The 6,000-nt window shown below is 38.5% G+C and carries 6 protein-coding genes; 4 read left to right on the forward strand and 2 right to left on the reverse strand.

What is annotated here, in order from left to right; all coding sequences use genetic code 11:
- Window positions 1-171 precede the first annotated feature (171 nt).
- Together SE27_RS12490 and SE27_RS12495 are read right to left on the reverse strand one after the other, a co-directional pair.
- A complete protein-coding gene (locus tag SE27_RS12490) occupies window positions 172-885 on the reverse strand; it encodes a pirin family protein (RefSeq protein ID WP_039624110.1) in 714 nt (237 codons plus the stop codon).
- A gap of 221 nt (window positions 886-1,106) precedes the next feature.
- Window positions 1,107-1,499, reverse strand: coding sequence for a DoxX family protein (locus SE27_RS12495; protein WP_039624112.1), 393 nt, complete (start codon window positions 1,497-1,499; stop codon window positions 1,107-1,109).
- 149 nt (window positions 1,500-1,648) lie between these two features.
- Here SE27_RS12495 and SE27_RS12500 point away from each other — a divergent pair, with 149 nt between their 5' ends.
- The 4 genes from SE27_RS12500 (at window position 1,649) to SE27_RS12515 (ending at window position 5,260) form a co-directional block, all read left to right on the forward strand.
- Window positions 1,649-2,569, forward strand: coding sequence for a LysR family transcriptional regulator (locus SE27_RS12500; protein WP_039624113.1), 921 nt, complete (start codon window positions 1,649-1,651; stop codon window positions 2,567-2,569).
- A gap of 256 nt (window positions 2,570-2,825) precedes the next feature.
- Window positions 2,826-3,026, forward strand: coding sequence for a hypothetical protein (locus SE27_RS12505; RefSeq protein WP_039624115.1), 201 nt, complete (start codon window positions 2,826-2,828; stop codon window positions 3,024-3,026).
- 648 nt (window positions 3,027-3,674) lie between these two features.
- Window positions 3,675-3,908 carry a VF530 family protein gene (locus tag SE27_RS12510; protein ID WP_039624117.1) on the forward strand — a complete coding sequence of 78 codons (234 nt, stop codon included), beginning with the start codon at window positions 3,675-3,677 and terminating at the stop codon, window positions 3,906-3,908.
- 143 nt (window positions 3,909-4,051) lie between these two features.
- The gene (locus tag SE27_RS12515) at window positions 4,052-5,260 is read left to right on the forward strand and encodes an IS256 family transposase (RefSeq protein WP_039624119.1); all 1,209 of its coding nucleotides are present in this window, start codon (window positions 4,052-4,054) and stop codon (window positions 5,258-5,260) included.
- Window positions 5,261-6,000 lie beyond the last annotated feature (740 nt).

Raw genomic sequence — 6,000 nt, forward strand, 5'->3', positions numbered from 1 at the left:
GCTTGTCTTTATTGGGAAATAACCGAGCGATGGCAATCCCTCCGACAGCTGCTCAGCGTCCTTCTTACGTTTTTATGCACATGATTGACCTCTTAGCAGTTGATCTTAGGGCATACATTCCTGTTACATCAGCTTTTAGACTCAATAAAAAGTATCCGCCTAAATTTTTTTTTAGCTCTGCATCGGCACTTCCATGAGCAATATTTCTGCGTCTTGCAGTATATCTAAAGTGACGTTTGGCGTATCCCATACCGCAAGACCATCGCGGTGATGCAAGGTTGTATTGTTCACGCTCACTTCACCGGCAATCACAAAGATATAAACACCCTGATTTTCACCGTGTAGCGGATAATTTTTGCTTATACCCTGCTCGAAACGACCTAAACTAAACCATGCCTGTTGATGAATCCATACGCCCGCATCATCGGGATCGGGTGATAAAATTTGGTTAAACTGATTGGGCTGCATCAGCTGATCAAGCGCAATTTGTTGATAGCGCGGTGCAACATTGCTTTTATTGGACTCTACCCAAATTTGCAAAAGTTGCACAGGTTGTTCGGCATCTCCATTCATCTCACTGTGCATAATGCCTGTGCCAGCGGACATGACTTGAATTTCACCACTTTTGATGATGCCCTGATTGCCGAGACTATCGCCATGACTGAGCTTACCCGATAAGGGAAGGGTAATAATTTCCATATCACGATGCGAGTGCTTGCCAAAGCCTTGACCGCCCATAATGTAATCATCGTTGATGACGCGTAATGCACCAAAACCCATACGTTCCGGATCATAATAATTGGCAAAACTAAAGCTATGTTTGCTTTTGAGCCAGCCATGATCGGCATCACCACGAGTGTTTGCGGCATGATAAATGGTTTTCATTATATCTCCTGAATAAAAAATAGCTGAGGTACATCTAGTCATTAACGGGTCAGCGCCGCGTGTTGCGTCTAACCTTGCACTTCGTACAAGAATGCTAGTGAAATGCGAAGCGCAATTCTCATTTTTTGCAGTAAGCTCATAATCATGCAGCCTACTGACAAGCATAAAATAGGGGCTTATGGTACGTTTTCTGTTTATAACAAACATGCGCTTTAGTCTGATCAATCTTGTACTGCATTTCGGTTATCAAGTGCGTAGGCACCTGCACCGTGTGCCACGATCATCAAAAAACCACCGGCAATGGCAATATTTTTCATTAACATGATGGTTTGGGTTTGATCACTGAAATTCGTATGAAATAAAAGTGCTGAAAGAAGGCTGAATCCAGCCATTGCTAAGGCGACCAAACGCGCTTTAAAACCAATTACGATGGCTATACCACCCAGCACTTCAAGCGCAATCACCAACGGTAGCAGGGCAGAAGACACTCCCATGGCGTCCATATAGCCTTGCGTCGCGGCGTAATCACTCATTTTACTGAGGCCGGATTGAATAAAAATCATCGCTAGAAATAAACGCCCCAGCAGTGCGCTAAACGCTTGTAGTTGATTCATGGGCAGTCTCTATGCATGGATGGCTTAAGGTTTATCTAAAGAATAAGCACATCTTAATTGTTGACTGTTTCTGAATAAACAGTGATATTTGCAAATATTAGTTCTGATTTAGAGAACAATTATGCAATACCCAAAATGAGGTGATGGCAATGGGGCAGTTAGAAGATATGGCCATGTTTGTACGAATTGTCGATGCGGGTAGTATTACCAAAGCCGCAGCGCAGTTAGATATGGCCAAGTCGGCAGTTAGCCGTCGTCTTAAAGACTTAGAATCTCATTTGGGGGCTCAACTGATAAGCCGCACCACGCGTAACTCTCATTTGACCGAAGCGGGGGAGCAGTATTATCGACGGGCAAACAATATATTAACTGAAGTGGATGCCTTAAATGAACAGACCCGTGGTGCGCCTGCGCGTATAGAAGGTACCCTAAAGATGACTGCACCCTTGTCATTTGGTTTAATGCATCTGAGTCAGGTGATTCATGAATACGCTCATCAGAATCCTAATTTAAGCTTTGAACTCGACTTCTCTGATCGACATATCGATTTAATTGAAGAGGGTTATGAATTAGCCATTCGTATTACAGAATTAAAAGATTCCAGTTATCAGGCCAAACGCCTCACCCCGATCCGTTTGATGCTGTGCGCAAGTTCCGACTATTTAAGTCGAATGGGCACGCCGCACACGCTAGAAGAATTACAGCAGCATGAGTTTTTGCAATACGGCCTAAACAAGCACGACACGCTAGAGTTGATTGATGAACAAGGACAACAACACACTGTCGCGATCAACGCCAAAATCAAAGCCACCAATGGTGAATTCTTAATGGATATGGCAGTAAAGGGCCATGGTATTACCTTTATTCCCACTTTTATCGCCTATCAAGCAGTGGCCCGTGGTGAACTGTTGCCCTTACTTACCCAGTACCAATTACCGACATTAAATGCCTATGCGGTCTATCCCAAAAATCGGTTTTTGTCTCAGCGCTGCCGCTATTTTATTGATTTCATCGCAGAATATTTCGGTGAGTATCCCTATTGGGATCAAGTCTACTCAGATAAGGTTTGATCATCGCTGAATTAAAGGATGAATATAAGCGAAATCACGAATAAAAAATTAACCTCAACAAGCCATTAATCAGTTAGAAAATACGATTAAACAGGATGAATAGAAATGCAGCTTGTGTGTCTAGAATTTGGTTGTCTATTCCACATGATATTTATTGTAAATCGCCTGTTACACAAATGGTGTTTGCTGACTGTTGAATAACTTTATCAAATGTTTAAGCATAAGACTCTTTGGTTTAAATAAGTGATGCACCGCCATGATAGACGAAGAAAAGCCTTTAGATTTCGAAGATGATAAGCAGCCTCTCGATTTAGAAGATGAAGAATTTATCGACGTTAAAAAAGAAGATGAGATGTATAACGCCATTACTAAAGATGGTTCAAGTGTTGATCCTGCAGAAGATGGCACGCTGCATGTTCGCTCTGAAGATGGTGATCCCGTAGAAGTTGAAGAGTAAAGAATAAGCCCAATTTGATATTGGGCTTTTTATGCTCATGTCTATGAGGTCGCTATTCATTTAATGTACCGGACGATTTAAAGAGAGCTTCAGTTGATAGTGCGGTTTAATGGTTTGTTATGAGATTAATTTTGTCATTCATTTCCCTATATAAACCATAAAATCGGGTAATGGTCTAAATTTGTCTAGGACTACAAAATTCTAATACTGATAGTGATTTCACTACTTTTTAATTTAAATTAGAAAGTACGAGTTAGGATATTGATAAGAGCCTTCAGCAACGTAAATACATATTGGCCAATCGTGCGCTAAAAAATCTCGAGTTGAGTATTCTAAAAGCGGACATTTCTACTTTGGAGAAACCGGACATTTCTATTTGGGACTTACAGACTGATTTCGTATAATGGGCATTATGTTAAATATTGTGCGCCTGAAAGAAGCCGTTTTCTTGTCGCTTTTTAATGCTAGCATATATTAAAAAGCTGTCTTTGAATTATTAATTATTTGAAAGATTTTATGCATCAGCACTGTTGTAAATAAGAAGATAAGCTGTCATTTTCTATGTTAATTACGTTTAAATTCTAATCCTCTCATTTTTCAACTAGCTCAGGTTATAATGATGACCTTCCAAAATATGATTGATCTATTATGAACACCTCCAATGACCCTTTACACGGCAAAAAACTTGCTGACATTTTGGATGAATTATTGGATTACTACGGTGGCTTTGAAGGCTTAAGTCGTAAAATTGAAATTAGATGTTTTTGCATAGATCCAAGTGTTAAATCATCATTGCGATTCTTACGTACCACACCATGGGCACGTGAAAAAGTAGAAAGCTTATATCTGTATGTCTTACGCCAAAAAGCTAAACAGAATTAGTAGCTATCAAAACCCAGCCTCAGCATAATATTTATACCAAATCGTAAACTACACTTATTGAATAGCCGGAGACTGTTCTAAATTTTGTGTAAGTACTTAATTTTCATTTATCCTCATGAGGATAATAAAAAGAGGTACTTCACATGGATGAAGCAACAATCAAAAGTATGGCGGCTGAACTGGCTAAAGGTCTAAAAACTCCTGAAGATTTAAACCAAATGACAGCAGTCTTCAAAAAGTTCATGATTGAAACAGCTCTCAATACTGAGCTCTCTGAACATTTAGGCTATGAAAAGCATCAACCAAAGAAAGGTTTTAATGCTCGTAATGGTTTTAGTTCTAAAACCGTTTTAACACAAGATGGACAGCTTGCATTAGATATCCCTCGTGATCGGAATGGATCCTTCGAGCCTCAGATTATCAAGAAACATCAAACTCGTATTACGAGCATGGATGATCAGATTCTTTCGCTATATGCCAAAGGAATGACGAATAGGGAAATTGTTGCCTTCTTTAAGGAAATGTACGATGCCGATGTGTCTGCATCCCTGATTAGTAGAGTCACTGATGCTGTCATTGAGCAAGTTTCAGAGTGGCAAAACAGAACGCTCGATAGCCTTTACCCTGTTATATATTTAGATTGTATTGTTGTAAAAGTGCGCCAACATTCAACTGTTATCAATAAATCTGTTTATTTAGCTTTAGGCATTAATATGGATGGTCAGAAAGAACTTCTTGGTATGTGGATTGCCCAAACAGAAGGTGCCAAATTCTGGTTATCCGTTATGACAGAACTTAAAAATCGGGGTGTACAAGATATTCTTGTTGCATGCATAGATGGATTAAAGGGCTTCCCTGATGCTATAGCCTCTGTTTATCCTCATACTGACATTCAACTGTGTATCGTACATGTTGTACGTAATAGCTTGAGATTTGTGAGCTGGAAGGACTACAAGGCTGTAACATCGGGCTTAAAGGCAATTTATCAGGCAAGTACAGAAGAAAATGCTTTAAAAGCTTTAGATATATTCTGTGATCAATGGAATCACCAATATCCTAAAATAGGACAATCATGGCGCGCGAATTGGGAAAATATCCGAACAATCTTTACTTACCCAGCTGAAATACGTCATGCAATTTATACAACAAATGCAATTGAGTCGTTGAACAGCGTTATACGGCACTCAACCAAAAAGAGAAAAATATTCTCATCTGATGATTCAGTGAAGAAAGTGATTTACTTAGCAACATCAAATGCTGCTAAGAAATGGACGATGCCAATTCAAAATTGGCGTTTAGCAATGAATTGGTTTACGATTCACTTTGATGATCGACTAAAAGGTCATTTATAAAAAATGGAACTTACACAAAATACGGTACAGGCTCAATAGCCGCCGATTTTGTAGACACCTTTTAATTAGTGATGGACTACCACCACTTTCCTAGGCAAATTTAGTCTATTCTTAAGACCTTTTTACTAGGAAAATATGTATTCATAGCTAGGTTCATAAACCAAATATTTTATAATTTATCACTTTAGTGCTATCAGTAATTAAATTTATTGTTTATTAAACATGAATTTAATTGTGAACTAGATTCTAGGTAAACATAAATTGAGTACATGATGCTTTAAGCTCATAAACTTGTTTCGCCAACAATACCAAATGTTTTTCTCCAAGTGCTGGAGGCGTCAGTAGTTTCAGCAGAGATCACTTTGTAGGAGTTCTTAATTTTTTAGTTTTAACCTACTAATTCGAATGTCTAGTTCGATTTTGATGTCTATCAAAACGTTCTATACGATCAAATACTGCTGCCACATCGCAAATTAACAGCTCATAACTTTGTTTTACATCAAAAGAAACGTATTTTTTCTTGATTGCTTCACTTTATATGCTTTGCAATAAATTTTATATACTCTACTTAACTCTTCTTTAGAGCTACCTATGAATTGATCAATTGGTTTTACCATCAGAAACTCTAGCATAAATATTTAAAAATATATTGCTGATTAATTATCTAACCTGAGTTCGACGAAATATTTTAGCTTTTTAGCAAGTTTTGGAAAGTTGGCTTATTTGGATTTAAGCAATAA

The organism is Acinetobacter harbinensis, from assembly GCF_000816495.1.
GTDB lineage: Bacteria > Pseudomonadota > Gammaproteobacteria > Pseudomonadales > Moraxellaceae > Acinetobacter > Acinetobacter harbinensis.